This is a genomic window from Oscillospiraceae bacterium (assembly GCA_035380125.1).
In the GTDB taxonomy this organism is placed as follows: Bacteria; Bacillota; Clostridia; order Oscillospirales; family JAKOTC01; genus DAOPZJ01.
In genome coordinates this window covers 15,862-39,328 of the sequence record DAOSWV010000018.1, presented here as the reverse complement: position 1 = coordinate 39,328, position 23,467 = coordinate 15,862, and the positions used below count along the sequence as shown (strand labels likewise).

20 protein-coding genes are annotated in these 23,467 nt (G+C 49.9%); 13 read left to right on the top strand and 7 right to left on the bottom strand.

Annotation, left to right across the window (positions count from 1 at the left end):
* Positions 1–108: 108 nt before the first annotated feature.
* The 3 genes from PK629_08610 to recG are packed head-to-tail and all read left to right on the top strand — an operon-like array spanning position 109 to position 5,843.
* The gene (locus PK629_08610) at positions 109–2,286 is read left to right on the top strand and encodes a transglycosylase domain-containing protein (protein ID HOP11540.1); all 2,178 of its coding nucleotides are present in this window, start codon (positions 109–111) and stop codon (positions 2,284–2,286) included.
* Positions 2,287–2,305: 19 nt separating this feature from the next.
* A complete protein-coding gene (locus PK629_08605) occupies positions 2,306–3,805 on the top strand; it encodes an ABC transporter substrate-binding protein (protein ID HOP11539.1) in 1,500 nt (499 codons plus the stop codon).
* The gene (gene recG / locus PK629_08600; GenBank protein HOP11538.1) at positions 3,795–5,843 is read left to right on the top strand and encodes an ATP-dependent DNA helicase RecG; all 2,049 of its coding nucleotides are present in this window, start codon (positions 3,795–3,797) and stop codon (positions 5,841–5,843) included. The genes PK629_08605 and recG overlap by 11 nt, the downstream gene beginning before the upstream one ends.
* 265 nt (positions 5,844–6,108) lie before the next feature.
* Here recG and PK629_08595 read toward each other — a convergent pair whose 3' ends face one another.
* Genes PK629_08595 through PK629_08580 form a run of 4 tightly spaced genes read right to left on the bottom strand, consistent with a single transcriptional unit; the run spans position 6,109 to position 13,536 of the window.
* Positions 6,109–9,819 carry a phosphoribosylformylglycinamidine synthase gene (locus PK629_08595; GenBank protein HOP11537.1) on the bottom strand — a complete coding sequence of 1,237 codons (3,711 nt, stop codon included), beginning with the start codon at positions 9,817–9,819 and terminating at the stop codon, positions 6,109–6,111.
* A gap of 17 nt (positions 9,820–9,836) precedes the next feature.
* Positions 9,837–11,120: a tRNA (N(6)-L-threonylcarbamoyladenosine(37)-C(2))-methylthiotransferase MtaB gene (gene mtaB / locus PK629_08590; GenBank protein ID HOP11536.1), complete on the bottom strand. Its 1,284-nt coding sequence runs from the start codon at positions 11,118–11,120 to the stop codon at positions 9,837–9,839.
* Positions 11,117–12,253, bottom strand: a complete 1,137-nt coding sequence (gene ytvI / locus PK629_08585) for a sporulation integral membrane protein YtvI (GenBank protein ID HOP11535.1) — start codon at positions 12,251–12,253, stop codon at positions 11,117–11,119. The genes mtaB and ytvI overlap by 4 nt, the downstream gene beginning before the upstream one ends.
* 29 nt (positions 12,254–12,282) lie before the next feature.
* Complete coding sequence (locus tag PK629_08580; protein HOP11534.1) at positions 12,283–13,536, bottom strand: Gfo/Idh/MocA family oxidoreductase; 1,254 nt, start codon at positions 13,534–13,536, stop codon at positions 12,283–12,285.
* 428 nt (positions 13,537–13,964) lie between these two features.
* On the opposite strand from PK629_08580, the gene PK629_08575 reads away from it, so the two are divergent.
* From PK629_08575 to PK629_08530, 10 genes are all read left to right on the top strand, one after another.
* Entirely contained in the window at positions 13,965–15,800 is a 1,836-nt protein-coding gene (locus tag PK629_08575; GenBank protein HOP11533.1) for a polysaccharide biosynthesis protein, read from the top strand.
* Positions 15,801–15,853: 53 nt separating this feature from the next.
* Complete coding sequence (locus tag PK629_08570) at positions 15,854–16,501, top strand: MazG family protein (protein HOP11532.1); 648 nt, start codon at positions 15,854–15,856, stop codon at positions 16,499–16,501.
* Between the two features lie 124 nt (positions 16,502–16,625).
* The gene (locus tag PK629_08565) at positions 16,626–16,898 is read left to right on the top strand and encodes an HU family DNA-binding protein (GenBank protein ID HOP11531.1); all 273 of its coding nucleotides are present in this window, start codon (positions 16,626–16,628) and stop codon (positions 16,896–16,898) included.
* A 95-nt stretch (positions 16,899–16,993) separates the two neighbouring features.
* On the top strand, positions 16,994–17,242 hold the full coding sequence (locus tag PK629_08560; protein HOP11530.1) for an RNA-binding S4 domain-containing protein: 249 nt from the start codon (positions 16,994–16,996) through the stop codon (positions 17,240–17,242).
* Positions 17,243–17,321: 79 nt separating this feature from the next.
* Positions 17,322–17,618 (top strand): sporulation protein YabP, encoded by a 297-nt coding sequence (gene yabP / locus PK629_08555; protein HOP11529.1) that lies wholly within the window; start codon positions 17,322–17,324, stop codon positions 17,616–17,618.
* Positions 17,615–18,151, top strand: a complete 537-nt coding sequence (locus tag PK629_08550) for a spore cortex biosynthesis protein YabQ (GenBank protein HOP11528.1) — start codon at positions 17,615–17,617, stop codon at positions 18,149–18,151. The genes yabP and PK629_08550 overlap by 4 nt, the downstream gene beginning before the upstream one ends.
* Before the next feature lie 148 nt (positions 18,152–18,299).
* A complete protein-coding gene (locus tag PK629_08545) occupies positions 18,300–18,527 on the top strand; it encodes a septum formation initiator family protein (protein ID HOP11527.1) in 228 nt (75 codons plus the stop codon).
* Positions 18,528–18,563: 36 nt separating this feature from the next.
* Positions 18,564–18,989: a S1 RNA-binding domain-containing protein gene (locus PK629_08540; GenBank protein HOP11526.1), complete on the top strand. Its 426-nt coding sequence runs from the start codon at positions 18,564–18,566 to the stop codon at positions 18,987–18,989.
* Between the two features lie 4 nt (positions 18,990–18,993).
* The gene (locus PK629_08535) at positions 18,994–19,830 is read left to right on the top strand and encodes a fumarate hydratase (GenBank protein HOP11525.1); all 837 of its coding nucleotides are present in this window, start codon (positions 18,994–18,996) and stop codon (positions 19,828–19,830) included.
* Positions 19,831–19,862: 32 nt separating this feature from the next.
* Positions 19,863–20,990 (top strand): class I SAM-dependent RNA methyltransferase, encoded by a 1,128-nt coding sequence (locus PK629_08530; GenBank protein HOP11524.1) that lies wholly within the window; start codon positions 19,863–19,865, stop codon positions 20,988–20,990.
* Positions 20,991–21,036: 46 nt separating this feature from the next.
* Here the strand turns inward: PK629_08530 and PK629_08525 are convergent, their stop codons facing one another.
* The 3 genes from PK629_08525 to PK629_08515 all read right to left on the bottom strand — a co-directional run bounded on the left by PK629_08525 (position 21,037) and on the right by PK629_08515 (position 23,414).
* Positions 21,037–21,705: a DNA alkylation repair protein gene (locus PK629_08525; protein HOP11523.1), complete on the bottom strand. Its 669-nt coding sequence runs from the start codon at positions 21,703–21,705 to the stop codon at positions 21,037–21,039.
* Complete coding sequence (locus tag PK629_08520) at positions 21,698–22,057, bottom strand: glyoxalase/bleomycin resistance/dioxygenase family protein (GenBank protein HOP11522.1); 360 nt, start codon at positions 22,055–22,057, stop codon at positions 21,698–21,700. The genes PK629_08525 and PK629_08520 overlap by 8 nt, the downstream gene beginning before the upstream one ends.
* 184 nt (positions 22,058–22,241) lie before the next feature.
* Positions 22,242–23,414: a hypothetical protein gene (locus tag PK629_08515; protein ID HOP11521.1), complete on the bottom strand. Its 1,173-nt coding sequence runs from the start codon at positions 23,412–23,414 to the stop codon at positions 22,242–22,244.
* Between the last annotated feature and the right edge of the window lie 53 nt (positions 23,415–23,467).

Below are 23,467 nucleotides of genomic sequence, written 5' to 3'. Positions count from 1 at the left end.
AGAGGGCTATTACTTGTTCGCGTTGCAAAAAGCAGGTGGGTGTGCTATAATTGCGGAGACGACAATTTGAAGTCGTTTTCGAACAGTGAATTGACTTCGGAGGAGAATATGGCCGACAAAAAATCGGGAACCGATGTTAAGGGAATCGGCGGACTGACCGCGAAAATGAAGGCAAAAAGGGCGGAACAGAGACCGAATAACAAAGAAAAAACTACCGGCTGGGCAAAGTTCTGGAAATTTTGTGCCGGTTTTGTCATGATGCTGATTATCGCGGGCTGTGTATTCGGCGCCGTGATGACCGTCTATGTCATCAAATACGTCGATCCGACCGCAACCATCGACATTTCCGGCTTGAAATATACCACTTTAATGTTGGCGCAGGACCCGGATACCGGCGAATACATCGAAACAGCCAAAGTTTACAGTGACGAAAACCGCATCTGGGTTGATATCGGCGACGTGCCCAAATATGTGCAGCTTGCGGTGGTTGCTTCGGAAGATAAGCGTTTTTATGAACACAACGGTGTCGACTGGATCAGAACAGGCGGCGCGGTGGCAAATTTGGTTTTTCATTTTTGGGGCGGGAAACCGGGCGGTTCTACGATCACGCAGCAGCTGATTAAGAACGTCACGGGAGATAAGGAAGTTACCATCGAGCGTAAGGTTCAAGAGATTATGCGCGCGTTAAACCTCGAAAAAACGGTATCGAAGGACATTATTCTCGAGGCTTATATGAATACGATGTATCTCGGATACAGCTGCAACGGCATTCAGTCAGCCGCTAATTTCTATTTCGGCAAAGATGTCTCCGAATTGACGGTCGCTGAGGCGGCAAGCATCGTTGTCATCACGCGTTATCCGACCGCAAACAACCCGATTCTGCATCCGGAAAAGAATAAGACGGCCTATATGTATGTGCTTAAGGTCATGTACCAACAGGGTTGGCTGACCAAAGACGAATATGAAGAAGCAATCAATCAAGAGCTGGTATTCGTCGGCGAGGCCGGAACGGTTACAACGCAGCAAGTTTATTCCTGGTATGAGGATCAGGTTTATAACGACGTCTTAAGTGACCTGCAGACCGAACTCGGCTATACGGCGACAACGGCAAAATATATGCTGCAAAACGGCGGTCTTCGCATTTACATGGCGGTTGATCTGAATGTCCAGAAAGCGATGGAAGATCAATATTATAACGAGGCAAACTTCATCAAGGAATACCGCGATGAGCAGCCGCAGTCGGCCATGGTCATTATGGACTATAACGGCAGAGTGCTAGGACTTGTGGGCGGCAAGGGAGAAAAAACCGCGAATCTGCTGTGGAGCAGGGCGACCGATTCCACACGCTCACCCGGTTCCGCCATCAAACCGCTGTCTGTCTATGGCCCCGCGATTGAACTCAACCTTATCTACTGGTCGGAAAAGCTGCTTGATGAACCGATCCAGATGTACGACAATTACGGGGAGCCGTACGACTGGCCGAATAATTATTACAGCAGTTTTAAGGGATTGGTGACGCTCGATTATGCGATTCAGCGCTCTACCAACACCGTTGCGGCTCGTGTGCTGCAAATGGTTACGCCGGAGGTCAGCTTTAATTTCCTGTATAATAAACTGCATATGACGTCTCTTGTAAAGTCAACCCGGATTAACGGCGTTACCTTCTCAGACATGAACCTTGCGCCGCTCAGTGTCGGCTCTTTAACCAATGGTGTCACGGTATTGGAGATGGCGGCTGCCTATCAGATTTACGGCGGAGAGGGCGGTCTTTATACCGATCCGTATACCTATACACGTGTTGAAGATGCAAACGGAAATGTGATTTTATCCAATAATCCCACCGCAACCCGGGTGATGACTGAGGAGAGCGCTTTTATCATGAACCGGCTGATGCAGCGGGTTGTTGAAGGGCCGAACGGCACAGGCCGCAAAGCATCACAATTGGGGTATCCGGTGGCTGCTAAAACCGGTACCACTACCGATTACAACGACCGCTGGTTTGTCGGTCTCACACCGTATTACGTCGGTGTCGTCTGGACCGGTTACGATACGAAGCAGGAGATGGACGAAAGTTTGTCCAACCCGTCGCTTGACGCTTGGCTCAAGGTGATGAAAGTGATCCATGAGGGCAAAGAGGATATTGAATTCTTTGATTCGGATCTGGTTGAGCGGCGGCTTTACTGTACGGTCTCCGGACTGATGGCGGGTCCGGACTGTCAGAACACCGCTTACGGCTGGTATAAAAAATCGCAATACATCGAGACCTGCGATGTCTGCGGTAATTGATCAATCCGGGAGCAAGGTGATGAAAAGAGGGCTTGCGTGTCTGCTTGCGGTAATTCTGCTGTTTTTGCTGTGCGCCTGCGGAACCGAACCCGAACAGCTGCTCGGGTCCGATGACACGAATGACGGGAAAACAATCACGGTAGACGCCGACGAGCTCATCATGGCCTATCATTCCGCCTATTCACTCGACCCGTTCGGAGAGATCACCGATCTCAACCGCGAGATCTCTAAACTCTGCTTTGAGCCGCTTTTTGCACTGGACAACAACATGCTGACTTATGCGGTTTTGGCTTCTTCCATTCAAAAAAATTCCGATTTGGAATACCGAATTATATTAGATACCGAGCGTACCTTTTGGGACGGCTCTGCAATCACTGCAAAAGACGTTGTATTCTCATATTTAAAGGCTGTTGCAAGCACCAACTATGCCTATCTGTCTGCCATTATCGCCGATGTTCGGGAAAGCGGAAGCGATGTGATTGTCAAATTGGTTCAGGAAAATGTCAATTTTCCCAATGCGATGACTTTTCCGATCATTAAAAAAGCCAATTACGGCACCCCCACTTCCGAGCGAATTGATTATGTCGGAAGCGGTCTGTATATCCCCTCTTATAACGAAGGGGTCAAGTTGACTTTGAACGCCTTTCATCCGAGGGCCAATACGGCTAAAGTACACACGATTTTATTGAAAACGGTTCCGGACTTCGAGGCAATGAACGATTCTCTTACAGCGGATATTATTAACGCCGGTTACAGTGAGATGGTGGGCGATACGCTGCCTTCTGTCTCCGGTAATGTCTATCAGGTGCCGCTTAATCGGATGGTCTACGTCGGTTTTACCTCGGCAGGTGTCTGTACTGATCCCAACCTGCGGGCGGCGATTTCGTTGGCGATTGACCGCACCCGGGTCAATGCGTTTTTCGGCGGTTATTCAGAGGTCACGCAAACGCCGTTTAACCCCAATTATTCTAAAATCGAAACCGGCTGCACCAATTTGATTCAAAATGTCGAGGCGGCCAAAGCCAAGGCCCAGACGGCGGCTTTTTCGGGGACGCTTCGGCTTGCGGTAAACAAGAATAATGCATCCAAAGTCAGTCTGGCCGGCGAACTGCAGCGGGAACTCGAGGCGGTCGGTATTTCGGTGAAAGTTCTGTCTTTGGATTTTGACGCTTATAAAGATGCGGTGCTCTACGGCGGCTGCGATCTGTACATCGGGGAGATCAAGCTCTCATCCGATTATAACTTTTTTGAATTGATGGATTCCCTCACGCCGAAACAGGGGATTTTATGCTCGCAATATCTGTGCGACGCCCGCAGTGCCTTTCTGAGAACCGGCGACTGCACCCGGTTTCTTGCGGCGTTCGATGCGGAACTGCCGTTCATCCCGTTGGTCTATCGGGACGGCGTCGTCGCCTATTCTTCCAATCTCGTCGTGACCCAGTCGGACACCTTTGAAAATGCTTTTTATAATTTGGCATATACACAGGAGATAACGACGGTGAGTCAAAATGCTGAATAGTTTTTACTGCCCCAAAGCTAAGGAGACCGGTATCCAGTTTATGAAAGGTGTCGGCCCTGCAAGAGCTACGCAGTTTTCCAAACTGGGTATTAAAACAGCCGCCGATCTGATCGATTTTTACCCGCGCACGCACATGGATTTTTCCGCCGGCTCGACATTTGAAAACACGGTCAAAGGCGAGGTCTGTTCGGTCAACGCTACGGTGACCGGAAAAGCGATGCGGGTTCCGACGAAAAAAAAGAATATCACACTATATAACGTACGGGTGGTCGACGCTGACGGAGCGGTCGGTCGCTTGATCTTTTTCAATAATCAATATGCCGCCGAAGCGCTCAAAGATGGCAAGGAATATTGCTTTACGGGCAAAATCGATAAATACAGCGGCAGGGTGGAGATGACCTCGCCGAAATATGCGGCTTTGGAAGATAACGAAAATTTAATGGTTCCGGTTTATTCTCAGACAAAGGGATTAAACAGCACTGCCATCGCAAAAGTCGTCAAAGTAGCGCTGGATATGTTTTTGCCGTTGATCGAGGAACCGTTGACCGATGAAATCCGAAAAGAGTACGGGCTTTGCTCTTTGAGTTATGCACTTCGAAACATTCATTTTCCGATTGACTGTCAAGCATATGAGCTTGCCAAGCAGCGGCTGGTTTTCGGAGAACTGCTGACGTTTGATTTGATTATGGAGGCCATGAAAGCGAGTGCGCGGGAAGGGGAAGCGATCAAAATCCCGCGCTGCGATATGCATCCATTCGTCAACGCGCTGCCGTTTAAACTCACAGAGTGCCAAATCAATGCGGTCAAGCAGGCCTTTGAGGACATGGCAAGTGACAAACCGATGAGCCGTCTGCTGCAAGGCGATGTCGGCTCCGGGAAAACCGCTGTTTGCGCCGCGCTGTTGTACCGAACCGCACAAGCGGGTTATCAATCGGCTTTGATGGCGCCTACGGAACTGCTGGCAAATCAACATTACAATACGCTGAACGGTTTATTATCCGGTATTGGTGTTCGCTGCGAATTGCTGACCGGAGCGACCAAGCAAGCCGAACGCAAACGAATATTAGACACATTGGCATTAGGTGAAATTGATATTTTGATAGGCACCCACGCGCTCTTTTCCGACAACGTGATTTATAAAAACCTGGCTTTGGTAGTAGCCGACGAACAGCACCGATTCGGCGTCCGCCAGCGTTCCAAATTGGCTGCAAAGGGCCTATCACCGCACTTCTTCGTCATGTCTGCCACCCCGATTCCGCGCACGCTTGCGCTGATGCTCTACGGCGATCTGGATATTTCAATTTTGGACACGCTGCCCAAAGGCCGCCGAGAGATCAAGACCTACATTTACAAAGACAAAAACCGGATCCGGTTATTCGATTTCATTAAGAAAGAATTTAACGCGGGACGACAAGCCTATATCGTCTGTCCGGCCATCGACGACAACGAATCGGGTAAACTGGCTGCCGCAGTCTATTACGAAAAAGCGATTTTGCCCGAGTTCAAACAATACAAGACCGCGCTTCTGCATGGCCGCATGGCAGCTGCCGAGAAAAACGCGGTGATGGATGATTTTATCGCGGGGAATACGCAACTGTTAGTCTCAACGACGGTAATCGAGGTCGGCATCGATGTGCCGAATGCAACGGTTATGGTCATCGAGGATGCGGATTCATTCGGGTTGGCGCAGATGCACCAGCTGCGCGGCCGAGTCGGCCGTGGTACGCATGAGTCGTATTGCGTGCTGGTCGCACGGGCATGTTCCGACACGGCCTATGAGCGGTTGAATATCATGAAGGACAGCTCCAACGGTTTCGAAATTGCCGACAAGGATTTAAAACTGCGCGGCCCGGGTGATTTTCTTGGCGAAAGGCAGAGCGGTCTTCCGATTTTACGTTTAGCAGGTGGTTTAAGCGACTTTTCCGCTATCGCCGCAGCCAAAAACGCCGCCGTAAAGCTCTCCGAAAATATCCCGCCGATTTTAGAAAAGATGATCGCCGAAATCCGCAATGAGATTGCGGGCGGCGGGTTGAATTAAGTAGAGCAAGGGTTGGTATTCTCGATAACTCGGAGGGTGAATAGCCGTAATATCTGTAGGGGCGACCCCATGTGGTCGCCCGTCTGTATTTAAAAAGAAACGATAAAAACCACCCCGTCATGAACATCCGTATCGTTCATGCCACCCCTCCAAGGGAGGGGAATTTAAGCAGTTAAGTGCGAAGGGTTTTGCGGAGCGCCGGGGTCGTCGCTTCTTACGAGCGGGCGGCCACATGGGGCCGCCCCTACGGTATAGATATTAACGTTTATTTAAAGTAATCTACGCCGGCTCTGAACAGATCAATCGTGGAACCGCCGACATTGCGCAGCAGGTTTTTGCCGCAGCGCTCGTCATGTCCCATTTTCCCGAACACTCTGCCGTCAGGTGAGGTAATGCCCTCGACCGCCGCCATCGAGCCATTGGGGTTGTGGGGCATTTTCATGGTCGGATCGCTGTTTTCGTCGACATAAACTGTGGCGATCTGCCCGTTTTGCGCCAACTGCTCGATCAGCGCGGGATCGGCGACAAACCGACCCTCACCGTGCGAAACCGGAATCGTATAGACCTCACCGGGCGTTGCATATTTCATCCACGGCGACTTGACCGAGACGACTTTGAGGCGCACCGGAATCGACTGGTGGCGTCCGATGGCGTTAAAGGTCAGTGTCGGGCTTTCGGCAGTCATCGGGCGGATGTCGCCGAACGGTACAAGCCCGAGTTTAATCAACGCCTGAAAGCCGTTGCAGATGCCGAGTGCAAGCCCGTCGCGCTTGTAAAGCAGGCCGTTGATTGCTGAGGAAATATCGGGATTATTGAAAAACGCGGTGATGAATTTGCCGCTGCCGTCGGGTTCGTCGCCGCCCGAAAAGCCGCCGGGGATCATCAAAATTTGCGACTTTTCAAGGTGTTTCACCATGTTTTCCACGCTCTCGGCGACATCGGCAGCGCTGCGGTTTTTGATCACAAAGATGTCGGCTTTCGCGCCTGCCTCGTCAAAGCGGCGGGCAACGTCGTATTCGCAGTTGGTGCCGGGGAATACCGGGATAAACACGGTCGGCTGTGCGGTTTTGATTGCGGGTGCAGCGTTACCGCGTTCGGTATAAAGGGTGTATTTGCGGATTTCCGAAGGAGTGTTGACCTTGGTGCGATAGACCGATTCCAGCGGTTTTTCCCAAGCGCTGCGCAATTTACCGATTTCAATATTTCCGTCCGGCGTTTGAATGACGCCGTCGGCGGTCGTAGTGCCGATCAGCAGTTCGTCGAGTTCGCTTTCAGCCTCGACCAAAAATCCGCCGGGCAGGGGATCGAAGAAGAATTTTTGTTCGGGCACACAGGCGAGTTTGACGCCGATGTCGTTGCCGAATCCCATCTTGCAAAGCGCCTCGGCGGCGGAACAGTCGGTCAACGAATAAGCGGAGAGGATCTTCTTTTCGCCGATCAGTTTTTCAACTTTATTAAATGTCTCGGGGATGGACTCGGTCAGGTCGCTTCCGGCTTTCGGGGCGATCAGATACACCGGATGGTTAGCGTCTTTGAACTCGCAGCTGATGACCCGGTCTGCGGTGGTTTCGGAGACCGCGAACGAGATCAATGTCGGCGGGACGTCGATGTTTTCAAAACTGCCGGACATCGAGTCCTTGCCGCCGATGGCGGCGAATCCGAGCAAAACCTGCGCTTTTAAAGCACCCAACAGCGCACAGAACGGCAGCGCCCAGCGCTCCGGGTCTTTGCGCGGCGACGGGAAAAATTCCTGTAATGAGAGCCAGCAGTTTTCTGCATCTGTTTTGAGTGGAGCGCCCGCCGCGACGAGTTTGCCGACCGAGGACACCACCGAAGAAAACGCGCCGAAAAACGGGTTTTGTGCGCAGATGTCGGCGTTAAAACCGTAGGCCATCATCGAGCAGTCGTCGGTCTGTCCGCCGAGTACCGGCAGTAAAGCGACCATCGCTTGTTGGGGCGTGGTGCGGGTCTTGCCGCCGTACGGCATCAACACCGTACCCGCGCCGATGGTCCCGTCAAAACGCTCGCCGAGACCCTTTTGAGACGCGGCGTTCAGTGACGAAATCGCCGCATTGAACTGATCGGGCAGCCCGCCTTTTTTGGGTGCAAAACGGGGCTGTTCGAATTTTTTTACGCGCACGGAAGCGTTTTTGGAAGCGCCGTTGGAGTTGAGAAAATCTCTCGAAAGCGAAGCGACGGCTTGTCCTTTAGAAATCATCGTCATACGTGCGTCATCCGTGACAACCGCTACAAGAGTCGCGTCGAGATTCTCGGCGGCGGCGTATTCGATAAACTTGTCCATATCGGCTTGGGCAACGACTACCGCCATGCGCTCCTGCGATTCGGAGATCGCAAGCTCGGTGGCGTCGAGGCCCTCGTATTTTTTCGGAACCGCGTCGAGGTTGATGTTCAGCCCGTCGGCCAGTTCGCCGATGGCGACCGAAACGCCGCCTGCGCCGAAATCGTTGCAGCGTTTGATCATTGCGGTGACTTTCGGATCGCGGAACAGCCGCTGAATTTTACGCTCCTCGGGCGGGTTGCCTTTTTGCACCTCCGCACCGCAGGTCTGCAGCGATTCGACATTGTGGGCTTTCGATGAACCCGTAGCGCCGCCGCAGCCGTCGCGTCCGGTTTTTCCGCCGAGTAAAATAATCACATCGCCGGATACGGGCGTTTCGCGGCGGACGTTTTTCGCAGGTGCAGCGGCGATAATCGCACCGGTTTCAAGGCGTTTCGCGGCATATCCCGGGTGATAAATTTCCGAGACCATACCCGTTGCAAGGCCGATCTGATTGCCGTAGGAACTGAATCCCGCGGCGGCTTCAAGGCAGATTTTGCGCTGCGGCAGTTTATTGGGCAGCGTCTTTTCAAACGGCGTGTTGGGGTCGGCCGCGCCGGTCACGCGCATCGCCTGATGGCAGTAGGCGCGTCCCGAAAGCGGGTCGCGGATGGCGCCGCCCAAACAGGTCGCGGCACCGCCGAACGGTTCGATTTCGGTCGGGTGGTTATGGGTCTCGTTTTTAAACATCAGCAGCCAATCCTGCGGTTTGCCGTCGATTTTCGGCGTAATTTTCACGCTGCAGGCGTTGATCTCTTCGGAAGCGTCCAATCGGGTCAGTTTGCCGATCTTTTTTAAATATTTCGGAACGATCGTGGCGATGTCCATCAAGGTGATCGGGCGGGTTTTGGCCTTTTCGCCGTAGACGGTTTCGCGCATTTTTAAATATTGCTCAAACGCGGATTTGACTTCTTCATCCTCGATTTTGATGTCGTTTAATACCGTTAAAAACGTCGTATGGCGGCAGTGGTCGGACCAGTAGGTGTCGATGATCCGGATCTCGGTGATAGTCGGGTCGCGTTTTTCTTCCGACGAAAAATACTTTTGGCAGAATGCGATATCGTCAAAATCCATGGCCAGTCCGAGCTTTTTGCGCAGCGTTTCCAGCCCGGCTTGATTCAATTTGCAGAAGCCGGTCAGCGTTTCGGGCGGAGCAGGGGTGTCGAATTTTTCATCGAGCGTTTTGAACGGGTCGAGTGAGACCGCGCAGCTGTCCACCGGGTTAATCAGATAGTTTTGGATGGCCGTCTTATCGGCGTCGGAAAGCAAACCCGAAAAGATATAAATTTTCGCGCATTTCACTTTCGGGCGGAGGCCTTTGGTGATCAGCTGCACGCACTGTTCGCAGGAGTCGGCGCGCTGGTCGAACTGCCCGGGCAGATAGGCGACCGCAAGCACAAAATCGCCGTCGGTGAAATTGAGCTTGTCCGAAATGTCGTCGACAGCCGGTTCTCCGAACACCTTGGTGCGAACGGTTTCAAGCAGCGTTTCTTCAATGCCCTCAATATCGTAGCGGTTGACAATTCGAACCGTCTCGATGGTACGCAGAGACAATTCGTTTGCCAAATCGGCGTGCAGCCGCTCACAATCGGCGCGAAAACCGGGTTTCTTTTCGGTGTAGCTTCTGAAAACAGACATAATAATGGCCATCCTTTTTATAAAATTACCGTTCCGATACAGGTTTCGCCCTCGCTTACAGTAACAAACACGGGTAAAATCTGTTTTCGGAGGTCGTTTTTACTCTCAACCACAACGGGGGTATAATTTTCGGCTCTGCCGAAGTATTTGTTGTTTTTTACGGTTTCGAACAGCACCGAAAAGGTTTGTCCGATTTGTGAAGCGGCAAAATCGGCAGCCAGTTTGTCTCCGATTTCGGCCATATAAGTCGCACGCTGCTTTTTAATATCCGGCGCTATCTGCGGCATCTTTGCGGCGGGTGTACCGGGTCTTGCGGAATAGGCAAAGACGTGCAGCCTGGAAAAGCCGACCTTCTGCACAAAATGAATGCTCTCGGAAAATTCCTCGTCCGTTTCGCCGGGAAATCCGACCATGATATCGGTCGTAAACGAGGGGTTTTGAAACAACGTCTTAAGCTTTCGGGTGAGCTGATAATATTGCTCGGTCGTGTAATGGCGGTTCATGCGCGTAAGCACCGTGTCGCTGCCGCTTTGAAGCGACAGATGAAACTGCGGGCAGAACTGCGGAATATCCGCAAGCGTCTGTAAAAAATCGTCGCGCATCAAGTCAGCCTCGACCGAGCCCAGTCGGATCCGTTCGGTTCCGGCCTTGGCCGTTTCTTTTACGGCGTCGGCAAGCGTGCAGTCCAGATCCTGTCCGTAAGCCGCGAGATTGATTCCGGTCAAAACAATTTCCCGGTGTCCCGCAGCGATAAGATTTTTCACATGTTCGCTGATTTCATCAAGAGGCATCGAGCGGACCCGTCCGCGGGCATAGGGAATGATGCAGTAGGAGCAAAACCGATCGCATCCGTCCTCGATTTTTAAAAATGCACGGGTTTTATGCTCAAAACAGACAGGGGAGAGCGCTTCAAAAGCATCGTTCGGGAGATGCGGATTGATTTGAACGATTTTCTTTTTATCCTTTAAAAAGCGTTCGACAAGCACCGGAATCTCTTTGCGTCCCTTGGAACCGACAATGATGTCGGCGTCATAGGAAGCGGAGTTTTCTGCCACCTGCGGCATGCACCCGCATAATACAATGACGGCATTCGGATAAGTTCTGCGCATTTTGGAAAGCGCCTGACGGCTCTTATGCTCGCTTTCCATGGTGACGGCGCAGGAATTCACGATGCAGACGTCGGGTGTTGTTTTAGAATGCTGTGATAAAACCAAATGGCCGCCACGAGAGAATAGCTCCCCGACGGCCTGACTTTCACTCTGATTCACTTTACAGCCCAAAGTGGCAATTAAAATATTCATTGGTTTTTGTCACCGTCCTCCGGTTTAATCGGTGGCTTCTTCGTTCTCCTTTTGCCGATCTTTTCAAGTAGTGAATCGGATTTCGGCAACGGTTTCCACAGCGAGATATAACCGTTGTCCTGTAGATTTTTGATGATGACAATCGAGATCGGAAACACGAAAAATCCGATACCGCCCATGATCTTGGCGCCGATATACATTGCCATCAGCGTGACGATCGGGTGGACTTCGATGGACTGTCCGACCAGTTTGGGTTCAATGATTTGGCGTATAATTAAAATCACAAAGTAAAGAATCATCAGACCGAGTGCGAAAAGATATCGTCCGTTGATCAGTGAAATTACCGCCCACGGCCAGAGTATAAAGCCGGTGCCGAAGACGGGCAGAATATCGATAAATGCGGTGATTGCAGCGATGGCGATAGCATATGGTTCCCCGAGAATCGTCAATCCTATAGTCAGTTCGGTAAACGTAATCAGAATAATCAGCAGATAGGCGCGAAACAGCTTGCCCAGAGAGGTCTTCATCGATGTGTTGAGACCCGGTATGATCTGCTTGATCCGATCCGGCAGCTGCAGTTTGATAAAGTCGGTAACTCTTCCGTAATCACCGCTGAAAATAAATGAGGCAATAATGGTAATTACAGTTCCGAGGGAAATACCCGGTGCAGCACCGACCGCACTGGTGACAAATTTAGTCAGGGTAGAACCAAATCCCGAGACAAAACTGACAACCAGAGAATTGGCTGAGGATTGAAATTTCTCGGGGATTTTTGCGATCAGGTTGGAGAAGGTGAGTGTGATTTGACTGACCAAATCACCTTCGATGACCCGGTCGGTGATAAATTTTGCGATTTGTTTGTAGATCTCATATCCAAGCAGAGTCGTAATCGCCGCAAAGATAATCAGCACCAGCAACGTCACAATCGCAGAACCGAGTTTCAACGGTATTTTGACCAGTTTCAACAGTTTCTTTGCGAAAAAATTGGCGATCGAAGCCAACGAAAAGCCGATCAGAAACGGCAGAATCCATGGGAGGACATATTTGAACAGCACAAAGAGCATACCGATCACAACCGTCCAGAACAGACAGGTGAGAATAAAACTCTTTTTGCGTTCGTCGGTGAGACTCACCCAAATACCTCCTTTACCGTATATTGGTTTTAGATCTCACAGATTTCGTCGAGGCAATATTTCCAAAGAACCGGCGGTTCACGGTCGATCCATTGGCCGTTGGTGAAATCGGGAATCGGAACCTGGTGACCGCCCATGGCGATGGAATCCTCGGAAAGGCAGGTGATGGCCATCCAAGCTGCCATATCGTATATATCAATCGGGGTGTTGGTGCCGTTTTGAATGGATTCGACGAAGGCGCGCAGCACGAGATAATCCATGCCGCCGTGACCGGCTTTCTCGACGCCTCGTTCGTGGTACCAGTTCCAAAGCGGGTGACGGTAACGGCCGTAATAATCCTCGATGCTCTCCCATTTATGATCCCAGCCTTCTTTGGGGCTGATTCCATCGAAGAAGACGCCGTTTTTGTCTTCCATCCAAATGCCCTTGGTGCCCTGCAGGCGATTTCCCCGGGAATACGGGCGGGGCAGTGAGGTGTCATGCGTCAATACAATCGTCTCGCCGTGTGCGCATTTGATGACGGTGGTCACGACGTCGCCCAATGCAAAAGTATATTCGGCGTTTTCAAAATCATTTCCGCGATTTTTCTTAATCCATTCATTGATGCCGCGGGATTTGGAAGCAAAGGCGGCCAGCGAGACCATGCGGTTGCCGCGGTTGATTGAAAGCCATTTGGCGATCGGGCCGAGTTCATGGGTCGGATAGACCTCGCCGTTGCGGTTTTTGTAGTTGTTCAGGCGGTAGTGGCGCTGTTCATGTCCGAGCGCAACTTGTTCGCGCAAATCATGCTGATAACCGCCCTCGGCATGAATGAGCTCCCCGAACAGCCCCTTTTTTACCATATTCAAAACGGTCATCTCGGTCTCCCCGTAACAGCAGTTTTCGAGCAGCATGACCGGCACTTTGGTCTCTTCATAGGTTTTCACCAGATCCCAGCACTGCTGGATGGAATAAGCGCCGCCGACTTCGGTTGCAATGGGCTTTCCGGCTTTCATGGCGTCTAAACAAACAGGGATATGCGATTCCCAGTTGGACGGGGTGATGACCGCATCCACTTCGGGCAGTGCAAGCAGATCGCGATAATCCGTAAAGCCCTTAGGCGTATTGCCGCGTTTGGTAATAACATGGTTTTTGGCTTCTTCAACGCGGTCCATATATCTGTCGGAAAGGGCGACGATATTGATATCGGGCATGGTGTCGAGCATCAGGTCCATCAAACCGAGACCTCTGTGACCCAGACCTGCAAAAGCAATATTAAGAGATTTCTTGACTGATTCGGGCATAAATAAACACCTCAAAAACAATATGGCGAAACGCACGTTTCACCTGCGTTTATCTTACCAAAGCCTACCGCTATTGTCAAGGTGAAACGAAGTGTAAAACCAAAAGAAAAACGTAAAGAGATAGACACGTGACAGCGCAGGGGAAAGGTAAGTATGTAGGGCGTGACGACTCCGGCACGCCGCATGGATTCCCACAGGTCTGGATTGCCGCGGGGCAAAGGCCCCTCGCAATGACGGAAAGCATTTTAATGCGGAGCGACGAGGGCGTCGCTCCGTACGGGATAATTGCTTGTCGAAACCGAGTAAAATCTTTGACAACTGAGGTTGGAAATGGTATTATGAAGCGGTCACGGTTGTATAATAGTGGGTAAGTAAAAACGACGGATAAAAAGAGAGATAAAAATCGCAAAGAGAAGGGAGCGGTTCAGATCACACGCAAGGATACAAAGCAGAGCTTTTTAAGCGGCGCTTTCACGCTTGTGATTGCCACTGTAATCGTCAAGATCATCGGTGCGATCTATAAAATTCCGCTTTATAATATTCTGACGCCGCAGGGGACGGCGTATTTTTCAACGGCTTATAATGTCTACCTGCCGATCTATGTCCTGGCGACTGCGGGTCTTCCCGCTGCCGTTGCCCGAATGGTCTCGGCGCAGTATTCGACCGGCAATTACAAAAACATCCGGCGGATTTTAAAAATTGCATTGGCGTTTTTCCTGTGTACAGGTTTTGTCGGCATGCTCGTTATGTTTTTCTTCACCGACATGATGTCCGGCCTTTCCGGTGCGCTGACTTCGCTTTCAGCAAAGATCGCAGAGAATACCGGCTGGACGCCGACAACGGTGGAACTGTTCTCACCGAATGCCGTTTATGCCATTCGGGCACTGTCACCGACGCTGCTTTTCGTCTGCTTAATGTCGGCTTTCCGGGGATACTACGAGGGTTTGCGGGATATGCACCCGACGGCTTATTCCCAAGTCATAGAGACTGTCTGTAAACTCGGATTCGGCCTGTTTTTGGCCAACGCACCTATCAAACACGGGATCGCCGCTTTCGAGGCGGGTCTTCCGGTCTACGGGCAGGTTTGTGAAACGCTGCAGCAGGCCAAGGAGGCCTGCCTGCCTTATGCCGCCGCCGGCGGCATCGCCGGCGTTACCATCGGCGCTTTCATCGGGCTGTGTTATCTGGTATTGCATTATAAATTAAAGAGTGACGGAATAACGGCACAGCAGTTGGAAGATTCCCCGAACGCCGACAGCAATAAACGGATGCTGCGTGCATTGCTCAAAATCGCAATTCCGATCGGTGTCGGCGCCATTGCGCTCAATCTCTCGGGTCTGATCGACAATATCACCATCAATGCCCGCATGACCTCGCTGATTCAAAAGTTCCCCGACTATTTTCAAAACATGTATGCCGCCGTGATTAATAATCCCGACGTAGGTGCCGGAACGCTTGACAAACTGCCCAATTATCTGTGGGGATTGTACGGATACGGTCTGGTATTTTATAACCTCATTCCGATGATCACCCTCAATTTCGGCATCAGCGCACTGCCTGCGGTCACGCATTACTGGACTGTCGGCGACCATGAAAGGCTACATGAAAACATTGAGCGGGCGATCCGGGTGACGGCGCTGATCGCCTATCCGGGCGCACTGGGACTCGCGGTACTCGCCAAGCCGATTCTGACGATGTTCTATCAGGGCTCGATGGGGACGGCCGGGGTCGCGGTTGCCACACCGCTCTTGCAGATTCTGGCCATTACCTTGATTTTTGCAGCGCTCTGCACACCGCTCGGAAGCATTCTGCAGGGACTTGGCAGACCCGATTTGCAAGTTAAAATCGTGTTCGGCGGCATCGGCATTAAATTGCTGACCAACTTTATCTTAATCGGTATTCCGCAGTTCAACATCAACGGCGCACCGGTCGGCACGTTTATGTGTTACGCGTTCATCTTCTTCTGCGAACTGTGGTATACCTTCAGCATCAGCAAAATTCATCTTAATTTCAAAACCACTTTCTTCAAACCGCTCGCATGCGCAATTTTGTGTGCGGCGGCGGCTTTCGGCGGTTACCGGTTGCTGCATGGCGTTTTATCACTCTCTGTGCTTATTTCGACCGCAATTGCCATGATCGCGGCGGTCGTTGTGTATGTGGTTTCGCTGTTTTTGCTTCGGGCAATCAGCAAAGAGGACGTTTTGTCGCTTCCTAAGGGAAAAAATATCGCAAAAGTACTTGAAAAACATCATCTTATCGGTTAGAATAAAGACGCAGTTCAGAAGGCAAAGTATTCCACTTTGCATGGAGGCATATTTTGGTCAAGTTTGAAGAAAAATCAGATTATACAATTGACGATTTACTTGAGATCATGCGGATTTTACGCAGTCCCGAGGGTTGTCCGTGGGACAGGGAACAGACGCACGCAACCATCAAGAAGAACATGATTGAAGAGGCCTACGAGGCCGTTGAAGCGATCGAACAAAATGACAGCGCGGAATTGTGCGAAGAACTCGGAGATGTACTCTTACAGATCGTTTTTCACGCACAGATGGCTAAAGAGACTGATGAATTCGATTTTGACAAGGTTTGCGACGGGATTTGTAAAAAACTGATTCTGCGCCACCCGCATGTGTTCGGCGAAGTCAAGGCCGACACAGCCGATAAGGTTTTGGATAATTGGGCTGAAATCAAGAAAGTTGAAAAGGGACAAGCTGATACCGCAGATGTCATGAACGCGGTAGCACGTTCGCTGCCCGCATTAATGCGGGGGCAGAAAATTGCCAAAGCGGCGGTGAAAGGCGGCATCTTGGAGTCGGTCGAGACACAGGCGGATACAAGTAAAAAGATCAGTTCGTTGATTTGGGAAGCGGTTCGTCTTGCAGTCACCGAAAAAGTGGATGCCGAAGAGGTCTTTACCGATTTTCTCGACGATTATATCTCTCGGGAGAGAGGAAAAAGTTAAGGCTATTCCCGACGCCCGTTCCGGGTGTTAGCGCCGGGCAGCAAAGGATGGCAAATAACAATCAAAGTCTATTCCCGGCGCTATATGCCGGTGAATATAAAAAATCAATTGGGAGGAAATTTCTATGACAAAGCAGGAACTTATCAATTCCATCGCCGAAAAAACGGGCTTTACCAAAAAGGATTCCGACAAGGCGCTTGAGGCCTTTGTCGAGACAGTGACGGACGCTCTGAAAAAAGGCGATAAGGTTGCGCTGGCAGGTTTCGGTACATTCGAAGTCAGAGCCAGAAAAGCCAGAGTCGGCATCAACCCCCGCACAAAGGAGAAAATCTCGATTCCTGCAGCCAAAACACCGGCTTTCAAAGCGGGAAAAGCGCTTAAGGACGGCGTAAAGTAATTTTTATATGTCGAGGCCGTTCCGCACTTTGAGCGGGACGGCCTTTGTCATGACTTAGGGGATTTTGATACATATACTATGGAAAGGGACATCATATGAGATTAGACAAATATCTGAAAGTCAGCCGGCTGATAAAAAGGCGCACAGTGGCGAATCAGGCCTGTGACGGCGGTCGGATCAACGTCAACGGAAAGCCTGCCAAAGCATCTTACGACGTCAAGATCGGGGATAAAATCAGCATTGAAATCGGTGAACATGCCACGGTTGCAGAAGTTGTTTGCGTCATTGAGAACGCACGCAAAGAACAGGCGCAGGAAATGTTCCGAATCCTTGAGGAGAGATAAAAAGGTAACATTTTTCAGACCTCACCGGCATACCTTTTACAAAACAAAGCGGACCTGTTGTGAAAGGAAGGTTATAAGAATGCCGATGAAATTTGAGGAGCCGGTCCGGCAGCCCAAACCGCACCGTATCGTAATGGACGACCGCCGTTTACTGAGCATCACCGGAGTACTCGACGTGGACAACTTTGACGACGGAAAAATCGAGGCTAAGACCGAGCAAGGCGATATGATTATCGAGGGAAGCGAGCTGCACATCGTGCGTCTGATGGTTGAGAGCGGCGAACTCGTGGTCGAGGGCAACATCGGGGGTATTGCCTATATCAACGAGGTGGGCGAACAGCGCAGCGGGGGATTTTTAGGGCGGCTGTTTAAATGAACCCCATCATTGACTCTGAACCGGCTTATGCGCTGAGCGTGTTTTTGCTGTCCTGTCTGCTCGGTATAATACTCTCCGTTTTTTACGGTTTTTTTAAAATATTACGCATTGCGATCAAATTCAATGCCGTTGCAATTGCTTTTCAAGATTTTTTCTTTTGGTTTTTCAGCGGTACAGCTGTCTTTATGTTTGCGCTTTGGCAAAACGATGGTATCGTCCGGGGCTATGTGCTGATCGGCGTATTGGTCGGCGCTTTGGCATATTATCTGACGATCGGCGCGTTAATCACTCGATCGGCAACTGCGATTATCGGATTTTTTCAGCGTATTTCGGGTAAAATAAAATACAGTGTGCATCAAAGACGCGAAGCATTTGACCGAAAGTGGACGGCGGCGAAAACACGGAGAAAACACGAAAAAGAGCAAGCGCAGCTTAAAAAGGCTGCTGAACGCGAAAAAAGGCCGAAAAATCCGAAAAAACGGCGCAAAAAAAAGGGAAAAACACTTGAATTCGAATCGAGCGGTGTTGTATAATTTACACGGATATTTGTATCCATGGATATTTATATCTAAGGATATTTATATCCATGATTTCTGTGTCCGAAGCGAGGTGAATGGGTTGAAAAGCGGGAATGTTAAAAAGAAAAAAAGAAATAAATTTCTTTGGCGCGGACTTTTTTTAATGGCCGTGGTGTATGTCATTGTTTCCGTGATCAGCTTGCGGCTTCAAATCAATGAGGCTCAACAGAAACTGACGCTTTTAACCCAACAGCTTGAGCAACAGGAACTGCAGAATTCCGAACTTGACGATCTGCTCTCCGCCGATGAACAACAGCAGATTGAACAGACCGCCAGAGATAAACTCGGGCTCGTTTATCCAGACGAGCGGGTTTATATTGATATCTCATAAAATGGGCGAAAGGGATAGCGAAAGGAAAGTAAATCAATGGAACTGGAAGTCGGTGCAATCTACACAGGCAAGGTGACCGGGATTACAAAGTTCGGTGCTTTTATCGAACTCCAACCCGGCACGGTCGGAATGGTACATATCTCCGAAATTGCCAATTCTTATGTCGAGAAAGTGTCTGATTTTCTGACGTTGGGACAGGAGGTCAAGGTTAAATTGATCTCAATCGGCGATGGCAACAAGTTGGGATTGTCGATTAAAAAGGTCGATCCTCCGGCGCCGCCGCCCTCCCGTCCGCAGACGGTAAGGCCGCAAGCGAGACCGCAGGAAAAGAAGGCCGATCTCGATCCGTTCGAGGAAATGATGGCCAAGTTTAAGCAGAGCAGTGAAGAAAAAATTTCGGATCTGCGTAAATCCACTGAATCCCGGCGCGGGAGCGGCGGATACGCGCCGAGGAAAAGGTAGTGCGATGAGAACGATTCCCGCCGGGGAAATTACAAAAGCCGTCAAACGGCTCTATATTCAAGCCAGTACGCAGCTTCCGGCGGATATGGCCGGGAAATTGTTAACCTGTGAAAAAACGGAACAGGGACGGGCTGCGGTCATTTTGCATACGCTGAATCAAAATATCGCCCTTGCGCGGGAAAAGCACATCCCAATTTGTCAGGATACGGGCGCGGTGGTTGTATTCGCCGAAATCGGACAGGATGTACACATCGAGGGGTCGTTTGAACAGGCCGTCAACGACGGAGTCGCCGCGGCATGTAAGGACGGCTTTTTGCGCGCTTCGATGGTCTCCGACCCGATTCGCCGCAAGAATACCGGCGATAACACGCCTGCGATCATACACCTTCGGCTGGTTGAGGGCGATCAGATAAAATTAATGGTGGCACCGAAGGGTTTCGGCAGCGAAAATATGAGCAAAATAAAAATGTTCTCGCCCGCGGCAGACGAGTGGGATATCGCCGATTTTGTTATTCAGGCCGCAGAAGAAGCTGCGCCGAATGCCTGCGCGCCGCTTGTCGTCGGCGTGGGTTTGGGCGGTGATTTCGAACAGTCGGCGCTGTTGGCGAAAAAAGCCCTTTGCCGCAGTATCGATATCCGTAATCCCGATCCCGATTATGCGCTGCTTGAGAATATGATTCTTTCCGGCGTCAACGCGCTCGGCATCGGCCCACAGGGTTTCGGCGGGAGAATTACGGCGCTGGCGGTCAACGTCGAGTATGCGCCCACACACATCGCGGGACTTCCCGTAGCGGTGAATATCGGCTGTCACGTCAACCGGCATGCCGAGGCTATATTGTAAGAAGAAAACCGTCATTTGGCGAAAGGATCATCATGTCTTTAAAAAATATCCAAATTTCAATGCCCTGCCTGTTCGGCACCGAGGGCATTGCGGCCAACGAGATCAAATTTAAACTGGGAATCACCCCGACCTGTGAAAACGGCCGGGTTAGTTTTTGCGGAGAGCTTTCCGACGTCGTGAGAGCGAACATTCTGCTGTCCTGCGTCGAGCGGGTTCAGATTCTGCTCGGTACTTTCAAAGCCTCCACTTTCGACGAACTGTTCTGCGGTGTCAAGGCGCTGCCGCTTGCCGATTTCATCCCCAAAGATGGTGCGTTTCCGGTCAAGGGCTGGTCGCTGAACTCCAAACTCACTAGCATTCCCGACTGTCAGTCGATTGTGAAAAAAGCGGCTGTGGAGTGCCTGAAGCAGCGCTATCAGGTCGCCTGGTTCGAAGAGACCGGCGCAAGCTATCAACTGATGTTTTCAATCATGAACGACACGGCCTCGATCTATCTCGACACTTCGGGGCAGGGCTTGCACAAGCGCGGTTACAGGCAGGAGGGCGGAATCGCCCCCATCAAGGAAACGCTGGCTGCCACGATTGCCGATTGCGCACGGGTCAAGTTTTATCACCGGGTCATCGATCCCTGCTGCGGTTCAGGCACACTGTTGATTGAAGCCGCCCGTAAGGCCCTGAATATCGCCCCCGGTCTCGATCGGCATTTTGTCTGTGAGCGGTGGAATCTGATCCCGCAAAGAGTTTTTCATGAAATTCGAGATAAAGCGCGTTCTGAGATCCGCCAGAGCGACGAATTCGAGTGCTTTGGGTATGATATCGTTCCTGAAGCCGTTGAGCTGACGCTGCACAACGCCGAAAAAGCGGGAGTGGGGAAATACGTCAAAGTCGCACTGCGTTCGATTTCGGCATTTAAACTGCCCGAAGACGAAAAAAAGACCGTGGTTTTAGCGAATCCGCCCTACGGTGAGCGGCTTGCCGACATCGAAGAGGCCAAAAAAATCTATCACGAAATGGGCGAACGTTTTGTCCAGCGGCAGGGCGTCGGCTATTATATCATCAGCCCCGAAGCGGAGTTTGAGCGCATCTTTGGGCGTAAAGCCCAAAAACGCCGCAAGCTCTATAACGGGATGATCAAGTGCGATCTGTATATGTATTATTGATAACGATCTATAACAGTAATTTTTAAGAGCCGCTTATTAACATAAATTATCGCATGAGAATTTTCCTTTTTTCCGCACTCATTTTTTCTAACGCGTAACGATAAGACACTCTGGGCATCGTTGCTTTATTTTTTAATAAATAATCAAAAACAAGCTCCGGTTCTTTGACGGATAAGATTTTAAGCATCCATCCATATCCTTTGCGAACCAAATCATGTTCGTCCTGCATCAGGATATCCGCCACCTGTAATGGGTTAATCTCAGAATATTTGTCATGCCAAATGGAGGGGATCAGCACAACAGCGGCTGCGCGGCGCATCCAAAACTCATCTCGTTTTGTCCACAAAACAGTTTTCTTGGACAGCGCTGTATTTTGGCGGATCAGCTCTCCGAATGCGTGCGTACAGAAATCGTCGCAATCGCACCATCCTCGCACATATTGCTCAAGCCAGTTTTCAAAAACAGTGAATGTCGTTTCATCATACTGTTTCCTCATGCGATATGCGAAATCAAATGCAATAATACCCATAGGCCAATTGCGTTGTTTTAAAAGTTCATCGCAAACCGAAAAGATATCTTCTTTTAACTCGCCTCTCATCTCCTTGAAAAATCTTGAAGAAATTTTGCGAATATCGCCGGTCCTGAGATATTTGTTTAAAGGAGTATTTTTTGCCTTTTCAATCTCCGTTTTTACGCTTGAAATAAAATCATTCATCAAATTCACCAGCCTTGGGTGTATAGGATCCCGTTACTTCAATGACGTTACCATCCGGATCAGTCATTTGAAAATAATAATACGGGCTGACATTACAGACATATTTGATATTGGTAAGGGTTTCAGAGATGTTCAGGCTTTTTACTCTTTCATGCTCTCTGCGTAAATCTTCATCCCAAAAATTTAGAACAAATTTATGCGTGTTAGGCGCAAGTGCGATATTTTTCAAGTCATCAATGGAATTAGTATAATCGCCCTTATGGACGACTTTGTCGGGATGGTCAGTATCGAAATGACCGTTCATAATAGAAATATTGTGACCTTCAAAAACGAATTGAGCAAATCTGTTCATATTATTGCTTGTTACAGGTATCTCAAGTAACTTCTCATAGAAAGCAATTGATTTTTCAAAAATCATTTACTATCAGGTATATAGAACCTAAATGCATATCTTTCCCCCTTAAGTGTTTTTCATCTTCATGACTTCACTGTGTTTTCAAATTTAAACATAGAGAATGATCTCCATGACCATTTTCTCATTTCTCGAGAATGCTGATTGCGTCAAAAAACATCTGTCTTTCCCCATCGTTAAAACGGTCATTCATGCTGTGAAAGGTGATCGTCATTCCGCTTGATGTGGTTGCTATTCCAAAGGTCTGGTAGGTGTAAGAAATAACAGGCGGCACAAAGCTGAAATTTTCAATACGCAAGTTTCCGTATGCGTCCGCAATATCCAGTTTTGTCAGATTAGAAACCGATAAACCGTTTCTCCTGAAAGGCCCGTAACCCATCATGATCGCCGCTTTTTTACTGATCTTGTTATCAAAAACACCGTTAACGTTCATAAGGATGGAGTCGATAAAGGGCGGAGTAAACAGCTGAACAAAATGCAAAATAAAATAACGGGATGTCGGATTGTTGAGTTTTTTATAAATTCGCAGGTGCAGACGCCGTGCATTCTGAGCAAAGTTCAGTCGGTCGTTGTAGGTAAATCGGGTGGTAAAGCCGGTTGTTTGATTTGACATCGTACGGTTTTTGTCTGTTCGGGCGTCAACCGAAAGCCCGACGTTTTTATATCGCCTGTTTGCTTTCATGAAAGCAGTTAAAATCCAACTGTTCACGGATACATTTGCGGCTTTTGCATTCGCATGGATTTTATCGGCACATTCGGGGGAGAGCTGCTTGCTCAAAATAACAGATTCTCGATCTTTCCAATAAGTATCATGCAGTTTGTCCATGTCGTCCCAATCAAAAACTCTGCCCGACTTCGCCCATGACGGTTTATAACTGTTTATCATCAGCGAATATAAGCGTGAGATGTGGCTGTCACTCGGCAAGTTGTCTTCGTTGAGCAGTTTAAGAGGCATATATTCGCCCTGTTCACCGATGTATTCTTTCATCATGCGTTCAATGAAATAAACGATTGATTTTCCGTCACCCGCAAGATGGTGAGACATGACAAGAACACGCACTTTGTCAGAGGTTTGCCGGAAAAATACCTTCACCAGTTCGCCATTTTCAATCGCAAACCGCTGCCTCTCAAGCGTTCTGATTAAATCGTTAAAATCCGATTGCGTGGATTGCACCGTACAACCGCTCGACAGCATTCTCTCATAATAAGCTCTTCCGGTATCTGTTAAAACAATTTTAGACATTGGGGACTCAAAACGGGTAAAAGCGCGTTTTGCCGCTTCAATCAGCAGTTGCACGTCTGCCCCTCCGACGATATCGAATGTCATCAAGACATAAATATTAGGGTCGA